This is a genomic window from Streptomyces sp. NPDC050743 (assembly GCF_044456925.1).
Taxonomy (GTDB): Bacteria; Actinomycetota; Actinomycetes; order Streptomycetales; family Streptomycetaceae; genus Streptomyces.
Genome location: NZ_JBITGJ010000003.1, coordinates 343,452 through 361,636, shown reverse-complemented (window position 1 = coordinate 361,636; position 18,185 = coordinate 343,452). Strand labels below are relative to the sequence as shown.

The following is an 18,185-nucleotide window of genomic DNA, read 5'->3' as shown; positions in this document are numbered from 1 at the left end:
GCCCTTCTGCGTTGCTGCCGCTGGGCGACGGGGGTTTGGCTTGCCCGCAGCGCCGCGGGATGGGGCAGCCGTGCGTCGGTGGTGTGGCTGGTTGCAGGTACGGCGTGTGGTGGTCGCTAGGGGCGGGGGCCCGTTTCCACTGCTGTGCAGCGCCAGCGGAGGTCCTGGCCGCGTTCCAGGCGGAAGGCCAGGGCCCGGAGCTGGTTGCCGGCGGCGATGCGGGCGAAGACCTCGAGGGCGCCCTCGGCGGGGACGTAGTAGCCGATGTCGTGGACGACGGGGCGGGCTCCGCGTGTGCGCAGGGGGCTGCGTTCGGCGAGGCGGGTCAGCTCGTCGTAGGCGCGGCCGGCGGTGTGGCGGAGCATCCAGTGGACGGGCCGCTGACCGCTCAGGACGGCCAGCAGACGGTATGCGAAGAGGTCGGTGGGGCGTACTGGGGACGAGGCGGTCTCCGGCGTCGGGAGGGCCGTGCCGGGGTTTCGCGGCGTGGCCGGGGGCACGGCGTGCCTGCCCCTGACGGACGGCTTGCGGGGTGGGGCGCCGCCCGGGCGGCGGGTGTCGTGGCGGGTCGGCGGGCGGTGGCGCGGGTGGGGAGTGCGGTTCGTCGCCTTGGGCGCGGTGCGGCTCATGACCTTGTTCATGGGGTCCCCGTTCGGCGGGCCCGGGTGATACCGGGCGGTAACTCGCTGGTGGGGATCTTGTACGGGGCGGGGAGTGGGGTGGCAAGGTTGGCGTGGCCGGACCGGGCGGGGCGGAGAGGTTCACCTATCAGGGGGATGCGGATGTCTCGGATCCTTGCGGTGTGGCGAGTCGCCGGGTGAATGCGTGGTGCGGAGTCGACGGTTTCGGGGGAGTGGGCACAGACCCGAAAGGGGACCGGCGCACGTATCCTGAAGGCCCTCCGGGAGACGCGGCAGCCGCCCTTCCCGGGGCCTCAGCGGAGCCTTTGAGCAGGAAAGAGCGGCCGGCATGCGCGTCTACGTCCCCCTGACCCTCCCCGGTCTCGCCGAGGCGCACAAGACGGGCGAGCTGGGGAGCGGCCCGTTCCTGGCGTATGCCGTCACGCCCGCGCTGCGCGAGTGGTACCTCTCCGAGGACATCGAGGAGCTGGAGTACGCGGCGCTCAGCCGGGCCGCGCTGGCCTCCCTGCGGCTGCTGGCGGCGGATCCGGGCGCGGTACGGCGCCGGGTGGTGGTCGCCGTGGACGTGGCCGACGGCGCCGCGAGCGTCGACCCGGACCGTGCGCTGGACCCCTCCGCCCTCGGCGAGGTGACCGTGACGACGACCGTGCCGCTCGCCAAGGCGGCCGCGGTGCATGTCGACGCTGAGGACGCGGAGCAGGACCTGGCCGCGGCGGCGGATGCGCTGGAGGCGGCCGACGGTGGGGACGACGACGCGCAGTTCGTCGTGGACGGCGCGGACGATCATGAGCTGCTGTGGTACGCCACGCAGGAGATCCCCAACCTCGTCGGACTCGTCTGACCCGCTCCGACCTGGGCAGATTCACCGGGTGGGCCCGTTGTCGGTGGGGGCGGGTACGGTTTCTGGCATGGGGATGAAGGGGAGTTCGCACATCGTCTGGGACTGGAACGGCACGTTGTTCCACGACAATGACGCGATCATCGGGGCGACGAACGCGGCCTTCGCGGAGCTGGGGCTCGAGCCGATCACGCTGGAGCAGTACCGGTCGCTGTACTGCGTGCCGGTGCCGAAGTTCTACGAGCGGCTGATCGGCCGGCTGCCGACCGATGCCGAGTGGGAGCTGATGGACGAGGTCTTCCACCGGTACTACGCCGAGCACCGGGCGCGGTGTGGTCTGACCGAGGGGGCGGAGGAGCTGCTCGCGGGGTGGCGGTCGGCGGGGCACAGCCAGTCGCTGCTGAGCATGTATGTGCACGAGGAACTGGTGCCGCTCGTGCGGGGGTTCGGGATCGAGGCGCACTTTCTGCGGGTCGACGGGCGTACGGGGCCGTCCGGGGGAAGCAAGGCCGAGCACATGGTGCGGCATCTGGAGGCGCTCAGCGGGTTTGTGGAGCCTGCGCGGACCGTGGTGATCGGGGACGCGGCGGACGACGCGGTTGCGGCGCGGGGTGTGGGGGCGCGGGCCGTGCTGTACACCGGGGGGTCGCACAGCCGGACCAGTCTCGAGGAAGTGGGGGTGCCGGTGGTGGACACATTGGCCGAGGCGGTGGAGGAAGCGCTGCGAATAGCGGCGTAGCCGCGGGGGCCGGGTTCTTGGGGACCGGTGCGGCCGGTGGTGCCCTGTGGCCCTGTGCCGTGGTGGGGTGGGTTTCCTTGCCCGCGCCGGCGGGGGCGGGGTGCCGCTGCGCCCACCCGTGCCGCCCCTAGCGGCACGACCGCCCGCAGCTGCGTGCGGGCGATCAGGGCGGGTCCGTCGCTCGGTGATGTGCCGCAACCACCCCGGTGGGACTCCGCCCCGGCCGCCCCTCGGCTCGCCGCCGCCTCAGTTCACCGGTGCCTTGGAGCGCAGGACCTTGAGGAACTCGCGCATCCAGGTCGGGTGGTCGGGCCAGGCTCGGGAGGAGACCAGGGTGCCGTCGACCACGGCCTCGGTGTCCTGGAAGCTCGCCCCGGCTGCCTGCATGTCCGGCTCCAGCGCGGGATACGCCGTGACCCGGCGGCCACGCAGGCTGTCGATCGCCGCGGTGAGCAGCGGGCCGTGGCAGATCTGGGCGACCGGCCGGTCGGAGTCGAAGAACGCCTTGAGGATCTTGCGGAGCTCGGGGTCGTTGCGCAGGTACTCGGGGGCCCGGCCGCCGGGGATGACGAGGGCCGCGTACTCGCCGGGGTCCACGTCGGCGAAGGCCAGGTCGGCGGGCCAGGTGTAGCCGGGCTTCTCGGTGTAGGTGTCGTAGCCGGGTTCGAAGTCGTGGACGACGAAGCGGAGGGTCTTGCGGGTGGGCGCCGCGATATGGACCTCGTAGCCTTCCTCGCGCAGACGCTGGTACGGGTAGAGGACTTCCAGGGACTCCGCCGCGTCGCCGGTGACGATCAGGATCTTCGCGGGCATGTCGGCTCCTCCGGGTGCTCCGGTGCTCGGTGCTCCTGTACTCCTGGGTGGGACGCACTGTCCCTGGGCAACGTGCCAACACCGGGCGCGCTTGCCAAGGGGGCCGTCGCCGTTCCGGCCCTCGGCCAAGCGCCGGGGCCCCACTGGCGGCAGGGTGCCCTGTTCTCAGAGTGCGGTCAGCGCCCCACCGGCGCGACCGCACGCCCCCGCCGCGAGACCGAAAGCTCACGGTCACAGGACCGGAAGCTCACCACCCCCTCACCCGGCGCCCGACGCCCGACGCCACGAGACCCGACGCCCACGACCCGTACCGCGGCGTCCACCGCCCCGTGCCGCAGCACCGCCCCGCACCCCGGAGCCCACAGCCCCGTGACCAGACGCCCACCCCCGCTCACTGGGCGCCCACCGCCCGGCGACCAGGCGCTCAGCGCCCCGTGACAGATGCCCACCGCCCCCTCACCCACTGCCCCGTGACCAGACGCCCACCCCCGCTCACTGGGCGCCCACCGCCCCCTCACCCCGCGCCCACCGCCCCGCGACCGGACCCCACCACCCCAGAAATGCCAGTGCACCTCACCGCTTCCGACCAGACGCCCACCCCGCTCACCCGACGCCACGCTCCGCCCCGCCAGCTCCGACCCCACTCCCACGAAACCGCCAGCCCCAAGCCGCACACCCACCCCACCGCACCATCGGACCCACCGACCCCACTAACCCCACCGCACCCGAGCACCACCCCCACCCCACCAAGCCCGTCCCCCCACCACCTGGAACCCCACCAACCCCACCCGACCGGATACGTCACCACCCCGCACCCCACCCCTGTGCAGAACGTCAAACTTCACCCCTCGGTTTTGTACACATACGGCTCATGACGGGCCCCCGGTAAGGAGCGATAGCCTTGTGGCGTGATCAGCGCGATATCTCGCGGGGGCAATCCTGCTCCTGCCCTGCGCCCGGGTTGCACGGAGCACCTCCGTGACCGGGCGGCGGTCGCTGGTCTTCGCGGGCGGGGCGGGGCCACAGGGGCCCCCGGGACGCCGAGGACAACCCTGGACACGGCGGCGCCGAGAGCAGCGTCACACCGCTCGGGCGTGTCGAGAATGGCCGAAAACCTCCCGCTCATCTCACCTCCCGGCATAGCGTCGATGCGGACCGGACACCCCGGGCCGTGGCGTCGAGCCGGAGGGAAAGAGACCGTACTTCCTTCTACGTCACGCAACGGCGCGCGACAGGAGTCAGAGGACAATGCAGACCAAGCTGGACGAAGCCAAGGCCGAGCTGCTCGAGAGGGCCGCCCGGGTAGCTGAGAACAGCCCGGTCGGGGGGCACCTACCGACCGGGACCGCGGGCGAGGGCTCCCCGGGCACCCCGGACAGCGAGTCCATGCTCGCTTTCCTCCAGCGCTACTACCTGCACACCGCACCGGAAGACCTCACCGGCCGGGACCCGGTCGACGTCTTCGGCGCCGCGGTCTCGCACTACCGTCTCGCCGAGATGCGCCCCCAGGGCACGGCGAACGTGCGGGTCCACACCCCGACCGTGGAGGAGAACGGGTGGACCTGCAGTCACTCGGTCGTGGAGGTCGTCACCGACGACATGCCCTTCCTCGTCGACTCGGTCACCAATGAGCTGACCCGGCGGGGCCGTGGGATCCACGTCGTCGTCCATCCGCAGTTCATGGTCCGGCGCGACCTGACCGGCAAGCTGATCGAGGTCCTGCCGACCCCGCCGGGCGGCGACCTGCCGCACGACGCGCACTTCGAGTCCTGGATCCACGTCGAGATCGACCGGGAGACCGACCGCGCCGACCTGAAGCAGATCACCGCCGATCTGCTGCGGGTGCTGTCCGACGTGCGCGAGGCCGTCGAGGACTGGGAGAAGATGCGGGACGCGGCGACCCGGATCGCCGGCGGCCTGGAGAGCGAGCCCGTCCCGGGCGATCTGCCCCGGCCCGAGGTCGAGGAGGCCCGCGAGCTGCTGCGCTGGCTCGCCGACGACCACTTCACCTTCCTCGGCTACCGCGAGTACCAGCTGCGCGAGGACGACACGCTCGCCGCCGTGCCCGGCACCGGTCTCGGCATACTGCGCTCGGACCCGCACCACGCCGAGGACGAGCAGCACCCGGTCAGCCCTTCCTTCGAGCGGCTGCCGGCCGACGCCCGCGCCAAGGCCCGCGAGCACAAGCTGCTCGTGCTGACCAAGGCCAACAGCCGGGCTACCGTGCACCGGCCGTCGTACCTGGACTACATCGGCGTCAAGAAGTTCGACGCGGACGGGAACGTCGTCGGTGAGCGGCGCTTCCTCGGTCTGTTCTCCTCGGCCGCGTACACCGAGTCCGTGCGCCGCGTCCCGGTCATCCGCCGCAAGGTCGACGAGGTGCTGGAGCGTGCCGGGTTCTCGCCCAACAGCCACGACGGCCGCGACCTGCTGCAGATCCTGGAGACCTACCCGCGCGACGAGCTGTTCCAGACGCCCGTCGCCGAACTGCAGTCCATCGTCACGAGCGTCCTCTACCTACAGGAGCGGCGGCGCCTCAGGCTCTACCTGCGGCAGGACGAGTACGGCCGCTACTACTCGGCCCTCGTCTACCTCCCGCGCGACCGCTACACCACCGGCGTCCGGCTGCGGATCATCGACATCCTCAAGGAGGAGCTCGGCGGCGTCAGCGTCGACTTCACCGCCTGGAACACCGAGTCGATCCTCTCCCGGCTGCACTTCGTCGTCCGCGTCCCGCCGGGCACCGTGCTGCCCGAGCTGTCGGACGCCGACAGGGACCGCATCGAGGCCCGCCTGGTCGAGGCCGCCCGGTCCTGGGCCGACGCGTTCGCCGAGGCGCTGACCGCCGAGTGCGGTGAGGAGCACGCGGCCGAGGTGCTGCGCCGCTACAACCACGCCTTCCCCGAGGGCTACAAGGCCGACCACACCCCGCGCGCCGCGGTCGCCGACCTGGTCCACCTGGAGCAGCTCAGCGAGGACAAGACCTTCAGCCTGAGCCTGTACGAGCCGGTGGGCGCCGGGCCGGAGGAGCGCCGGTTCAAGATCTACCAGAAGGGCGGCACCGTCTCCCTTTCCAAGGTGCTGCCGGTGCTCAGCCGCCTCGGCGTCGAGGTCACCGACGAGCGGCCGTACGAGCTGCGCTGCGCGGACCGCACCACCGCCTGGATCTACGACTTCGGTCTGCGCATGCCCAAGGCGGGCAGCGGCGACCACCTCGCCGACGACGCCCGTGAGCGCTTCCAGGAGGCCTTCGCCGCCACCTGGACCGGCAAGGCGGAGAACGACGGCTTCAACGCCCTCGTGCTGAGCGCCGGGCTGACCTGGCGTCAGGCGATGGTGCTGCGCGCCTACGCCAAGTACCTGCGGCAGGCCGGTTCGACCTTCTCGCAGGACTACATGGAGGACACCCTCCGCAACAACGTCCACACCACCCGGCTGCTGGTCTCGCTGTTCGAGGCGCGGATGTCGCCGGACCGGCAGAAGGCCGGTCTCGAGATCACCGACGCCCTGCTGGAGGAGCTGGACGCGGCCCTGGACCAGGTGGCGAGCCTGGACGAGGACCGGATCCTCAGGTCCTTCCTCACCGTCATCAAGGCGACCCTGCGCACGAACTTCTTCCAGGAGGCGCTCGGCGGCAAGCCGCACGACTACGTCTCCATGAAGTTCGACCCGCAGGCCATCCCGGACCTGCCGGCGCCCCGCCCGGCGTACGAGATCTGGGTGTACTCGCCGCGGGTCGAGGGCGTGCACCTGCGCTTCGGCAAGGTCGCGCGCGGTGGTCTGCGCTGGTCCGACCGGCGTGAGGACTTCCGTACCGAGATCCTGGGCCTGGTCAAGGCGCAGATGGTGAAGAACACCGTCATCGTGCCGGTCGGCGCCAAGGGCGGCTTCGTCGCCAAGCAGCTGCCGGACCCGGCCAAGGACCGCGACGCGTGGCTGGCCGAGGGCGTCGCCAGCTACAAGACGTTCATCTCGGCGCTGCTCGACATCACCGACAACATGGTCGCCGGCGAGGTCGTGCCGCCGCAGGATGTGGTCCGGCACGACGGCGACGACACCTACCTGGTCGTCGCGGCCGACAAGGGCACCGCGACCTTCTCGGACATCGCCAACGGGGTCGCCGAGAAGTACAACTTCTGGCTCGGCGACGCCTTCGCCTCCGGCGGTTCGGCCGGCTACGACCACAAGGGCATGGGCATCACCGCGCGCGGCGCCTGGGAGTCCGTGAAGCGGCACTTCCGTGAGCTGGGCGTGGACACGCAGACCGAGGACTTCACGGTCGTCGGCATCGGTGACATGTCCGGTGACGTGTTCGGCAACGGCATGCTGCTGTCGGAGCACATCCGCCTGGTCGCCGCCTTCGACCACCGGCACATCTTCATCGACCCCACCCCGGACGCGGCCACCTCCTACGCCGAGCGCCGCCGCCTGTTCGAGCTGCCCCGCTCCAGCTGGGCCGACTACAACACCGAGCTGCTGTCGGCGGGCGGCGGGATCTTCCCGCGCAGCGCCAAGTCGATCCCGGTCAACGCCCACATCCGCGAGGCTCTCGGCATCGAGGGCAAGGTCACCAAGATGACCCCGGCCGACCTGATGAAGGCGATCCTGCAGTCCCCGGTGGACCTGCTGTGGAACGGCGGCATCGGCACGTACGTGAAGGCGTCGGCGGAGTCGAACGCCGACGTCGGCGACAAGGCCAACGACGCCATCCGCGTCGACGGCGCCGACCTGCGCGTCAAGGTCGTCGGCGAGGGCGGCAACCTGGGCCTGACCCAGCTCGGCCGGATCGAGTTCGCGCTGCACGGCGGCCGGATCAACACCGACGCGATCGACAACAGCGCCGGCGTGGACACCTCCGACCACGAGGTGAACATCAAGATCCTGCTGAACGGTCTGGTCGCGGACGGCGACATGACCGTCAAGCAGCGCAACAAGCTGCTCGCCGAGATGACCGACGAGGTCGGCGCGCTGGTCCTGCGCAACAACTACGCGCAGAACACCGCCCTGGCCAACGCCCTGTTCCAGGCCAAGGACATGCTCCACGCCCAGCAGCGGTTCCTGCGCCACCTGGTGCGCGAGGGCCACCTGGACCGCGCGCTGGAGTTCCTGCCGACCGACCGTCAGATCCGCGAGCGCCTCGGCCAGGGCCAGGGCCTGACCAGCCCGGAGACCGCCGTCGTCCTGGCGTACACGAAGATCACGGTCGCCGAGGAGCTGCTGGCCACCTCCCTGCCCGACGACCCGTACCTGCGCAGCCTGCTGCACGCCTACTTCCCGACGGCGCTGCGCGAGCGGTTCGCGGACGCCGTCGACAACCACCCGCTGCGCCGTGAGATCACCACGACCGTGCTGGTCAACGACACGGTCAACACGGGCGGTACGACGTATCTGCACCGTCTGCGCGAGGAGACCGGCGCCTCCCTGGAGGAGATCGTCCGGGCCCAGACCGCGGCCCGCGCGATCTTCTGCTCGGCTCCGGTGTGGGACGCGGTGGAGGCCCTGGACAACAAGGTCGACGCGGCCGTCCAGACCCGGATCCGGCTGCACTCGCGCCGGCTGGTCGAGCGCGGCACGCGCTGGCTGCTCAACAACCGGCCGCAGCCGCTGCAGCTGGCCGAGACGGTCGAGTTCTTCGCCGAGCGGGTGGAGCGGGTCTGGCAGGAGCTGCCGAAGCTGCTGCGCGGCGCGGACCTGGAGTGGTACCAGCACGTGTACGACGAGCTGTCCGCGGCCGGCGTCCCGGACGAACTCGCCACGCGCGTGGCCGGGTTCTCCTCCGCCTTCCCGACGCTCGACATCGTGTCGGTGGCCGACCGCATGGGCAAGGAGCCGCTCGACGTCGCCGAGATCTACTACGACCTCGCCGACCGGCTCGACATCACCCAGCTCATGGACCGCATCATCGAGCTGCCCCGCGCCGACCGCTGGCAGTCCATGGCCCGCGCCTCCATCCGCGAGGACCTGTACGCGGCGCACGCGGCGCTCACCGCGGACGTCCTCGCGGTCGGCAACGGCACCTCCACTCCCGAGCAGCGCTTCAAGGCCTGGGAGCAGAAGAACGCGCCCATCCTGAGCCGGGCGCGCACCACCCTGGAGGAGATCCGCGGTTCGGAGACCTTCGACCTCGCCAACCTGTCGGTGGCGATGCGGACGATGCGGACGCTGCTGCGCACGCATTCGTAGGACTACGGCAGTGACAGCGCCCCGGGCCGACGTCGAATCGGCCCGGGGCGTTCCCTTTCTTGCCGACCCTTAGGCAAAAACGATCAGCGAATTTACCGTTTCCTGCTAATCGGTGCCTTTCGGATAGGGTCTGCGCTGTGACTGTTCAACTCACCGAGATCACCGAGACCCGCGCGGCGGCACCCCCCGCGCCGGCTCCGGCCCGGCCCGTCACGCGTGTCGTGCTGGAGGTCGTGAAATTCGGGATCGTCGGCGGCAGCGGTGTCCTCGTCAATTTCCTGGTCTTCAACCTGCTGCTGCACGGCCTGGGTTGGCGGGCGATGACCGCGACCGTCCTGGCCAGCTGTATCGCGATGGCGACCAATTACCTGGGCTTTCGCTATTTCGCCTATCGCGACCGGTCCTCGCGTACCCGCAGCCAGATCATCCTGTTCTTCGTGTTCAGCGGCCTCGGTGTCGTGATGGAAATCGGCCTGTTCTGGGTCGGCTACCACGGTCTCGGCCTGCGCGGTGTGCTGGCCTCGAATGCGGCGAAGGCACTGTCGATCGTGCTCGCCTCCGCCTTCCGGTTCCTCGTCTACCGCACCTGGGTGTTCCAGCAGGATGCACACCGCACCGTCTGACACCGGGCCGGTGAGCCGCACGCAGCCCCCGTCGGGCGCCGCGCGGGCCGGCCGGGCGCTGCCGCAGGCCGCCGCCGCGCTGGTCGTGGTGCTGCTGCTCCTGGTGATCGTCCGCCTGCCCTGGGCGGGCGACCTCGGCATGCACGCGGCCACCGTCCAGCGCCTGAGCCACAACCTGTTCCATCCCGGCAACCCGCTGGTCGACGCGGACACGCCGAGCCCCTACTACTCGCCGTGGATGCTGGTCCTGGGCCTGGTCGCCAAGCTGACCGGCCTGTCGGTGTTCGTGGTCCTGCGGCTGGCCGCGCTCGTCGGGCTGACCCTGCTCGTCACCGGCGTCCGGCGCTACGTCCGCACGCTCAGCTCCCACGGCATGGCACCCGCGCTGGCGCTGCTCAGCCTGCTGTTCCTCTGGGGCCCGCTGCTGTTCAACTGGTCCGGCTTCCTGGGCCTGAACTCCCTTGCGCTGACGGTGTCGTACCCCAGCGTCTTCTCACTCGGCCTCACCTTCCACTTCTGGGCCTGGGTCACGCGGGCGACGCGCGAGGAGGCCACGTGGGGAAGGTGGCTGTGGCTCGGTGTGCTCTGGGCGCTGATTCTGCTGTGCCACCAGTTCACCGGCGTGGTGGCCTCGTTGGGCGCCCTGGCGATGGTGATCGCGGCGCGACCGCCCCGCGCGGTGCTGCTGCGGCTGTCCGCGGCGCTCGCCCTGGGCCTGCTCCTGCTGTGGCTGTGGCCGTACTACGACTTCTTCTCCCTGTTCTCGGCCGGCGCGGACCTGGAGGCCATCCACAAGCCGCTGTACGAGCACTTGGCCGCGCGGTTCGGTCTGGTGCTGCTCGGGGTGGCCGCGCTGGTGCTCCGCTTCCGCCGCGACCGCTGGGACCCGCTGGTGCTGTTCTTCGTGCTGGGCGTGCTGGTGTTCGCCGCGGGCGGGCTGTCCGGCCACTACTCCTGGGGCCGCGCCCTGCCCGCCGCACTGATCCCGGCGCAGCTCGCGGCCGCGCTGGAGGCCGTCTCGGCGGGGCGGCGGGCGATTGGGGCACCCCCGCCCGAGCGAAGCCGAGCCTGGGGGAGGGCGGGCTGGGCGTGCCTGTGGGGCGCCGCCCTGCTCGTCGGCGCGTGGACGCAGGTGGGGACGCTCGGTTATGTGACGGGGCGTGCTGCTCTGCCGTCCGCGGTCGCCTCCAAGTACCGGACGCCCTGGGTGGGGTACCACTGGATCACGCCGTGGGTGACGTACGGGGACGTGGTGATGGCCCGGACGACCCCGGCGCGGCAGATCCCCGCGTACGGGCCGTACACCGTGGCGCCGGGGTATCCGGATGTGTTCCTTCCGGACGCCGCGCGGCGGGAGGATGCGGTGGCCCGGTACTTCGCCGCGGGGACGTCTTCCGCCGACCGGGCCGGGATTCTTCGGGAGTACGGCGTGAAGTGGGTCGTGGGTCCGAAGAGCCTGGCGGGGCCGGGGCTTCGCAAGGTGACGGTCGGCCCGGCTTCCCAGGTCCTGTACCGAGTGGTGCCCTGAGCCGTCGCCGGGCGGCGGCGCTGTGCAGCCGACGGCGACGGCAACGCCCCAAGGGGCGCGGGGAATTGCGCGAGCGGCCACGACGGGTCCGCGGTCGCCCACGGACCCGCACCTCGACGGCGCTTCGAAGCGGCCCTCTTACCTCAGCACGCTGGACAGCAGCTTCGCCGCCTTGCGGACCTTCGGGCGGGCCACCTTCCGCACGACCGGGCGGATGACACGGGCCGTCACCCCCACCGGGCGCCAGCGGATCTGCAGACGGCCGGGGTTGCGGTTCTCCGGTTCCACGGTGACCTCGTGCGGCGTCGCACCGGAGCGGTATTCGATCTGGGCCGTGAGGGCCGGGAAGGCCAGGGGAGCCAGCAGCACACCGGAGTTGGCCAGGCCCTGCTGCTGGAGGCGGACCACCGGGTGCCGTACGCCGGCGAAGCCCTGCAAGGGGAGCGGGGCCTCGGCCAGGTCCAGATGGACCGTGCCCTCGAAGACGCCGGGGCGGACCGGGTCGAGGCGGAAGGGGACCGCCATCCGGCGGTTGCCGGGGGAGAGGACCAGGCCGGCTCGCTGCGGGCCGACGGGGAGGCGCAGACCGGGGTCGTAGGTGCGGACGGCCAGGGTGAGGGAGGCTCCGGGACCCGGGGTCAGCTCCGTGATCTCGTGGCGGAACTGCGCGCTCGGGAACGGGCGCGTGTCCAACTCCAGGTCGGACACGTCCAGTTCGCGGCGGGCGCGGTCGGACGTGGGCACGCGGTCACCCCAGTACGGCACACCGGACGCGTCGGCCGTGACCTGCCGCGGCGCCACCCCGTGCCCGAGCCCGCGGGCCGCGAGCCGGACCTCCTCCAGGCGGCCTTGGCGCAGCAGCTCCAGCACCACCCGCTCGGGGCGGGGCAGACGGGCGTACGCGCCGGGAGACAGGGTCTCCAGGTACGGGTTCACGATGTCCGCGAAGGCGCTCAGCCACTCCTCGTCCCGGTAGGGCAGGTCGCCCGCGTACATCCGGAAGTCGTGCTTGAGGAACTTGTAGTCCTTGTCCTCGCGCAGCCCCGCGTGCCCGCTCTCCACCAGAAAGTCGTCGATCAGACGCTGGACGTGGACCCGGTCGCGGACGTTCGTGACCTTGTGCCGCTGGTTCGAGATCGAGGCCGTCGCCGCCGCCGCGAACGGGTCGATGTACCAGACGTACACCGGGTCCGGAATGATCGTGAACGCCTTAGCCAGGCAGTACGCCTGCGCCGAGAACAGCTGGTCCTCGTAGTGGATGCCCTCCGGGAAGCGCAACTCGTGCCGGTCCAGGAAGGAACGCGCGTACATCTTGCTCGTCGACAGGTGCTCGAACAGCAGCCGCGGGTCGGCCTCGATGCCCTCCACCGTGCGGCGCTCGGCGACCAGGTGCCGCATCCACGTCGTACGGCGGCCGCTGTCGACCCGCCACCGGCGCACCGCGCCCATGGTGAAGTCCACCTCGCGCTCGCGGTGTGCGCCGAGCAGCAACTCCACCGCCCGGGGCGGGAGTTCGTCGTCGCTGTCGAGGAACATCAGATACGGCGCCCGGGCGATGTCGATGGCCCGGTTGCGCGGGGCGCTGCAGCCGCCGCTGTTCTCCGGCAGGCGGAGGTAGCGGACGCGGGAGTCCTCCGACTCCAGCCGGCGCGCCACTGCCGGCGTGTCGTCGGTGGAGTGGTCGTCGCTGATGATGATCTCGATGTTCGCGTGGGTCTGCGCGCGCAGCGAGGCGACCGCCCGGGGCAGGCGGGCGGCGTCGTTGTAGACGATGACCGTCACCGTCACGTCGGGGGTCGTCATGCCGAGGCCTCCTCGGGGGTCGGGGCGGGGGTGCGTTCCTCCAGCGGGATCACCGGTGGCAGTGACTCCTCCGGTTCGCCGAGGAACACCCGTCGTACGACCCGTTCGGCGGCGCGGCCGTCGTCGTACTCGCAGAACCGGCGCCGGAAGGCGGCCCGTGCCTTGGCCGCGCTCTCGTCGCGCCAGGCGCCGGAGACGAAGATCTCCGTCAGCTCCTCCTGGGTGCGCGCGACCTGGCCGGGGTGGTCGGTCATGAGGTCGAAGTAGACGCCGCGGGTGGTGCGGTAGGTCTCCCAGTCGTCGGCGTAGACGACGATCGGGCGGTCGAGGTTGGCGTAGTCGAACATGATCGACGAGTAGTCCGTGACCAGCGCGTCGGCGGCCAGGCAGAGCTCCTCCACGGGGTCGTAGGAGGAGACGTCGATGATCCGGCCGGAGCGGCGCAGACCGGTCAGCGGGGAGGCGGCGCCGCCGTAGAAGTAGTGGGCGCGGACCAGGAGCACGGTGTCCTCGCCGAGGCGGTCGGCGAGGGCCGCGAGGTCCAGGCGCGGGGTGAAGCCGGCCTCGTAGTCGCGGTGGGTCGGGGCGTACAGGACGGCCGTCCTGCCGGGCGGGATGCCCAGGCGTTCCCGGGCGGTGCGCACTTCCCGGGCGCCGCTCGTGTAGAAGACGTCGTTGCGCGGATAGCCGTAGTCGAGCGAGGTGTAGCGGGCCGGGTAGGCGCGCTCCCACATGCGGGTCGAGTGGCTGTTGGCGCTGACGCTGTAGTCCCACTTGTCGATGCGGGCCAGCAGCGCGGCGAAGTCCAGGCCCTTGGCGGCGGCCGGGTGTTCCTTCTGGTCCAGGCCCATGCGCTTGAGCGGGGTGCCGTGGTGGGTCTGGAGGTGGATCGCGTCGGGGCGTTTGACCACCGCGTTGGGGAAGTTGACGTTGTTCGTCAGGTACTTGGCGGTGGCCAGCGTCTCCCAGTAGCGGCGGGTGCCGGGGACGACGTGGTCGGTGCCGGGCGGCAGCAGCGCCGTGTTCTCCTTCGCCACCGTCCACACCTGGTGGATGTGCGGGGCGAGTTCGGCGAGCTTGGCGGCGATCGCGGCCGGGTTGCAGGACACCCCGCGGTCCCAGTAGGCGGCGAACACGGCCAGGTCCGGGTCGACGGGACGGTTCAGGGCGCGGTGGTACTGCTGGTCGCGGAGCTTGGCGCCGACCTGATTCTTCCGGGTGCGTACGGCCTTCTTGGCGGCGCGGCGGGCGCGGTTGGCGGCCTGGAACGCGCGGTACTTGGTGTACGCGCCCTCCTCCAGCAGGGCGTGCCGTACGCCTTCCACACCGGCCGGGCGCTCGTGCTTGTCGGGGCGCCAGCGGACCGCGGCGAGGGAGGCGCGGCGGAAGAACTCGCGGGCGACGGCGTCGGGCAGGTTCTCGCCGGCGAAGGTGCGCACGAGGTCGCGCATCATCAGGTCGTACAGCACCGTGCGGGCGGCGCGGCGGTCCCTGGCGAGGGAGAGCAGCGAGTCGTAGCGGTCGATCAGCGCGAACCGGTCCTCGGGGGCGAGCGGCGGCAGGCTCTCGGGACGCAGCCGGCGGTTCTCGTACGCCACCTGGTTGAGGCAGGCGACCCGGCCGGCGTGCAGCAGGGCGGCGTGGGCGGCCTGCGGTTCGTCGTCGCTGCTGAGCTGCTGCTCGTGCGCCCGCCAGAACTCGGCGCGCAGGGCGCGGTTGCCGAGCAGCGGGGTCAGGCGCAGCAGGTCGGCGGCCTCGTCCAGGGGCAGGCTGTCGCGGCCGACGGCGGCGAGCAGCCGGCCGTCGCGGGAGGGGGTGCCGGCGGTCTGCCAGGTGGTGGTGACATGGTCGAAGACGAGTACGTCCACCCCGGCGCCGTCGGCGGCGTCCAGCTCGGCGGTCCGCTCGGCGATCAGCCGGGCGGCGCCGGCCGGCAGGCTGTCCTTGGCGTGGACGAAGTGCAGCCAGCGGCCGGTCGCGCGGGCGGCGCCGGCCGCCCGGGCCGCCGCGTCACCGGTGCCCTCCGGAAGCGGTACGACCACCGTCTCGGGGGCGTGGCCCTCGGCCGTCTCCCGCGCCCAGTCGCCGACCGCGGCGACGATGACCTCGGCGGCGGGGAGCGGGCGGGCTTCCAGGGAGTCCAGCAACTCTGTCAGATGCCCCTGTGCGTTCGGTCCGTAGACGATGACGCTGAGTTGGGGCATCGCAGTGGACTCCTTCGGCTCGTCGGCTTGGGGCACCCTTCATAACATACTGTCACTAAGCAGATGAAAGGGATAACCACACGCGGAGTAAGAGAGGGCCCAGAAAGGAAGAGGGAGTTCCGTGGCCTGCGGTTTCGCTCCCGGTAACTTTCGCGCCACCTTCTTACTCCGACCGGTCAGGCCGCCTTCTTGGGCGCCGGCTTCTTCGCCGGCTTGTCGCTCTTGTCGCCGGTGAAGGCCTCGTACTCCTTCATGACCTCTTCGGTCGGCCCGTCCATGCGCAACTCGCCGCGCTCCAGCCACAGGACCCGCTCGCAGGTGTCGCGGATCGACTTGTTGTTGTGGCTGACCAGGAAGACCGTGCCCGCGCGCTCGCGCAGTTCACGGATGCGTTCCTCGGAGCGCATCTGGAACTTGCGGTCGCCGGTGGCCAGTGCCTCGTCGATCAGCAGGACGTCGTGGTCCTTGGCGGCGGCGATGGAGAACCGCAGCCGGGCGGCCATACCGGAGGAGTACGTGCGCATCGGCAGGGTGATGAAGTCGCCCTTCTCGTTGATCCCGGAGAAGTCGACGATGTCCTGGTAGCGCTCCCTGACCTGCTCCCGGGACATGCCCATGGCCAGACCGCCGAGGTGGACGTTGCGTTCACCGGTCAGGTCGTTCATCAGGGCCGCGTTGACGCCGAGCAGGGAGGGCTGGCCGTTGGTGTAGATGTGCCCGTTCTCCACCGGAAGCAGTCCGGCGACGGCCTTCAGCAGCGTCGACTTGCCGGAGCCGTTGGTGCCGATGAGCCCGATGGCCTCACCCTTGTAGGCGACGAACGACACCTTCTTGACCGCGTGCACCCGGCGTACGCCGGCCGCCTGCTCGGCCTGCTTGCGGCGCAGCATGCGGTTGAGGGCGGCGGTGGCGGTGCCGCGGCCGGCGCCGGTGCCGTTGACCCGGTAGACGATGTCGACGTTCTCGGCGATGACGGTGGGGATCATCTCGGTGGGGGTCTGCTCAGCCACGGCCGTACGTCTCCTCAGCCTTCCAGAAGTAGATGAAGCCGCCGATGCCGGCGAGCAGGGCCCAGCCGAACGCGGCCGGCCACACGTGCGGGGGCAGCTGCCTGGCGTGGAAGCTGTCGATCAGCGCGTACCGCATGAGGTCGATGTAGACGGCGGCCGGGTTGGTCTCCAGCAGGACCGTGACGATGTGCGGCAGGTGGTCCTTCTTGGTGAGCTTGCTGATGCTCCACATCACGCCGGACACGTACATCCAGGTGCGCAGGATGAACGGCATCAGCTGGGCGATGTCCGGGGTCTTGGCGCCCCAGCGCGCCATGATCATCGACACGCCCGCGTTGAACACGAACTGCAGGACCAGGGCCGGGATCGCCAGCAGCCAGGAGGCGCTCACCGGGATGCCGAAGCACAGCAGGATGACGATCAGCGCGGCCATGGAGAACAGCAGCTGCTGGAGCTGCTGGAGGCAGAAGGAGATCGGCAGGGCGGCGCGCGGGAAGTGCAGGGCGCGGACCAGGCCCAGGTTGCCGGAGATCGCGCGGGTGCCGGCCATGATCGAGCTCTGCGTGAACGTCCAGATGAACACGCCCGTGACCAGGAACGGGATGTAGTCCGGCACCCCGTGGCTGGTGCCCAGCAGCACGCCGAAGATGAAGTAGTAGACCGCCGCGTTCAGCAGCGGGTTCATGACCTGCCAGACCTGGCCGAGCTTCGCCTGGCTGTACTGCGCGGTGAGCTTGGCGGTGGCGAAGGCGGTGATGAAGTGGCGCCGTTCCCACAGCTGGCGGACGTACTCCGGCAGGGAGGGACGGGCGCCGCTGACCGACAGGCCGTGCCGGGCGGCCAGCGCCGCGAGGTCGTCGTCGGCCGGGGCCTGGGTGGGGGGCGGTGTGTCGAGGACCTGGCTCACATCCGCTGCTTTCGCTCGGGGGGAGGGGGTGGCGCGTCCGGCTGGGGGGCCGGGGCGCGTCGGGGCCCGTCGTCCGACGTGCGTTCGTTTCCTTACGCTTCTCTTCACGTTCTCTTACGTCGGAACGGGACCGTATCGTCGCATCGCGAGCGTAGAACCAATCGACGTCGGAACGCAACCGTTTCGTCGTAACGCCCTATGCTGTGGGTCATGACCACGAACGCCGACGAGCCGCCGACGCGTCCGCGCCGCCGCACCCCCGCCGGGGCCGCCGTACTCCGGGAGGACGTGACCGAGGCCATCCGGGCGGCGGTCTTCGAGGAACTCGCGGCCGTCGGCTACGCGCGGATGTCCATCGAGGGCATCGCGCGGCGGGCGGGCGTCGGCAAGACCGCGGTGTACCGGCGGTGGCGCTCCAAGCTGCACCTGGTGCTGGACGTCGTCTCGGCGATGGCGGTCCTGGGCTTCCCGGTCCCCGACACGGGCTCCCTGGAGGGCGACCTCCGCCTCCTCTACGAGGTGACCTCCCGCGCCCTGCGCCACCCGGTCGCCTCCCAGATCATCCCCGACCTGCAGGCGGAGGCGGCCCGCAATCCCGACATCGCCGACGCCTTCCAGAAGGCGCTGCGGGACGGCCAGGAGGGCGTGGCCAGCAAGATCGTGGCGGCGGCGGAGGAGCGCGGCGAGGTGCGGGCGGGCGTCGATCCCGACCTCGCGCTCGACCTGATCTCCGGCCCGCTGTACTGGCGCGCGGTGGTCATCAGATCGCCGAAGCTGCCGAAGGGCTACCTGGAACAACTGGCCCGGGCCACGGCGGGGGCGCTCAAGGCGTTGTGACAGCACCGGTGCCGTGGCTGTGCCCACAGCCACGGCACCGCCGCGGCCGACCGCGCTGC

The 18,185-nt window shown here is 71.1% G+C and carries 12 protein-coding genes; 6 read left to right on the top strand and 6 right to left on the bottom strand.

Going from position 1 to position 18,185, the window contains the following annotated elements; translation table 11 throughout:
• Window positions 1-116: 116 nt before the first annotated feature.
• Window positions 117-641 (bottom strand): Rv3235 family protein, encoded by a 525-nt coding sequence (locus ACIBJF_RS05825; protein ID WP_399172440.1) that lies wholly within the window; start codon window positions 639-641, stop codon window positions 117-119.
• 328 nt (window positions 642-969) lie between these two features.
• Between ACIBJF_RS05825 and ACIBJF_RS05820 the strand changes: the two genes are divergently transcribed.
• Together ACIBJF_RS05820 and ACIBJF_RS05815 are read left to right on the top strand one after the other, a co-directional pair.
• Window positions 970-1,482 (top strand): DUF6912 family protein, encoded by a 513-nt coding sequence (locus ACIBJF_RS05820; RefSeq protein WP_399172439.1) that lies wholly within the window; start codon window positions 970-972, stop codon window positions 1,480-1,482.
• A 67-nt stretch (window positions 1,483-1,549) separates the two neighbouring features.
• Window positions 1,550-2,218, top strand: coding sequence for an HAD family hydrolase (locus ACIBJF_RS05815; RefSeq protein ID WP_399172438.1), 669 nt, complete (start codon window positions 1,550-1,552; stop codon window positions 2,216-2,218).
• A gap of 246 nt (window positions 2,219-2,464) precedes the next feature.
• Here the strand turns inward: ACIBJF_RS05815 and ACIBJF_RS05810 are convergent, their stop codons facing one another.
• Window positions 2,465-3,031, bottom strand: a complete 567-nt coding sequence (locus ACIBJF_RS05810) for a DJ-1/PfpI family protein (RefSeq protein ID WP_399172437.1) — start codon at window positions 3,029-3,031, stop codon at window positions 2,465-2,467.
• Window positions 3,032-4,279: 1,248 nt separating this feature from the next.
• On the opposite strand from ACIBJF_RS05810, the gene ACIBJF_RS05805 reads away from it, so the two are divergent.
• The 3 genes from ACIBJF_RS05805 (at window position 4,280) to ACIBJF_RS05795 (ending at window position 11,365) form a co-directional block, all read left to right on the top strand.
• A complete protein-coding gene (locus tag ACIBJF_RS05805; protein WP_399172435.1) occupies window positions 4,280-9,214 on the top strand; it encodes an NAD-glutamate dehydrogenase in 4,935 nt (1,644 codons plus the stop codon).
• 137 nt (window positions 9,215-9,351) lie between these two features.
• A complete protein-coding gene (locus ACIBJF_RS05800) occupies window positions 9,352-9,837 on the top strand; it encodes a GtrA family protein (protein ID WP_399172434.1) in 486 nt (161 codons plus the stop codon).
• Window positions 9,818-11,365, top strand: a complete 1,548-nt coding sequence (locus ACIBJF_RS05795; RefSeq protein ID WP_399172433.1) for a hypothetical protein — start codon at window positions 9,818-9,820, stop codon at window positions 11,363-11,365. The genes ACIBJF_RS05800 and ACIBJF_RS05795 overlap by 20 nt, the downstream gene beginning before the upstream one ends.
• A gap of 138 nt (window positions 11,366-11,503) precedes the next feature.
• Here the strand turns inward: ACIBJF_RS05795 and ACIBJF_RS05790 are convergent, their stop codons facing one another.
• The 4 genes from ACIBJF_RS05790 to ACIBJF_RS05775 all read right to left on the bottom strand — a co-directional run bounded on the left by ACIBJF_RS05790 (window position 11,504) and on the right by ACIBJF_RS05775 (window position 17,289).
• A complete protein-coding gene (locus ACIBJF_RS05790) occupies window positions 11,504-13,168 on the bottom strand; it encodes a glycosyltransferase family 2 protein (RefSeq protein ID WP_399172432.1) in 1,665 nt (554 codons plus the stop codon).
• Window positions 13,165-15,372 (bottom strand): CDP-glycerol glycerophosphotransferase family protein, encoded by a 2,208-nt coding sequence (locus tag ACIBJF_RS05785; protein WP_399172431.1) that lies wholly within the window; start codon window positions 15,370-15,372, stop codon window positions 13,165-13,167. The genes ACIBJF_RS05790 and ACIBJF_RS05785 overlap by 4 nt, the downstream gene beginning before the upstream one ends.
• Before the next feature lie 176 nt (window positions 15,373-15,548).
• Entirely contained in the window at window positions 15,549-16,358 is an 810-nt protein-coding gene (locus ACIBJF_RS05780; protein WP_399172468.1) for an ABC transporter ATP-binding protein, read from the bottom strand.
• A gap of 16 nt (window positions 16,359-16,374) precedes the next feature.
• Window positions 16,375-17,289 (bottom strand): ABC transporter permease, encoded by a 915-nt coding sequence (locus tag ACIBJF_RS05775; RefSeq protein WP_399172430.1) that lies wholly within the window; start codon window positions 17,287-17,289, stop codon window positions 16,375-16,377.
• Window positions 17,290-17,499: 210 nt separating this feature from the next.
• Here ACIBJF_RS05775 and ACIBJF_RS05770 point away from each other — a divergent pair, with 210 nt between their 5' ends.
• Window positions 17,500-18,126, top strand: coding sequence for a TetR/AcrR family transcriptional regulator (locus ACIBJF_RS05770; RefSeq protein WP_399172429.1), 627 nt, complete (start codon window positions 17,500-17,502; stop codon window positions 18,124-18,126).
• Window positions 18,127-18,185: the final 59 nt, after the last annotated feature.